The sequence below is a fragment of the Dyadobacter sp. genome (assembly GCF_051859145.1).
Classification (GTDB): Bacteria; Bacteroidota; Bacteroidia; order Cytophagales; family Spirosomataceae; genus Dyadobacter.
On the sequence record NZ_JBHYGF010000126.1, the window covers coordinates 9,690 to 10,088 of the forward strand.

General features: G+C 49.1%; 1 protein-coding gene. It reads left to right on the plus strand.

Annotated features, from left to right (window positions below; genetic code table 11):
* A partial coding sequence (locus tag ACTIE6_RS09125) for a DUF7133 domain-containing protein (RefSeq protein ID WP_439556344.1) occupies nucleotides 1-399 on the plus strand: 399 nt, incomplete at both ends.

A 399-nucleotide genomic window follows, 5' to 3' on the forward strand; every position in this document is an offset into this window, starting at 1 on the left:
GGCGGATTTACAGCTGCGGCAGGACACAACTTCTACACTGCCCGCGCTTATCCTAAAAAATATTGGAACAAAGTGGCATTCGTTTCTGAACCAACGGGCCACATTTTGCACCAGAATTTCATGGACAAAAAAGGTACTGATTTCGAGGACAAGCTGGGCTTTAACCTGCTTGCCGGTGCGGATGAATGGGTAGCTCCTGTATTTGCAGAAGTTGGTCCCGACGGCGCAGTTTGGGTAGCTGACTGGTATAGCTACATCATCCAGCACAACCCGACTCCAAAAGGATCTGAAAACGGTGCAGGAAATGCCTATGAAACTCCATTGCGCGATTTTACCCACGGTCGTTTGTACCGCATTGCATGGAAAAACGCGCCGAAGTATACGCCGATTTCATTGAGC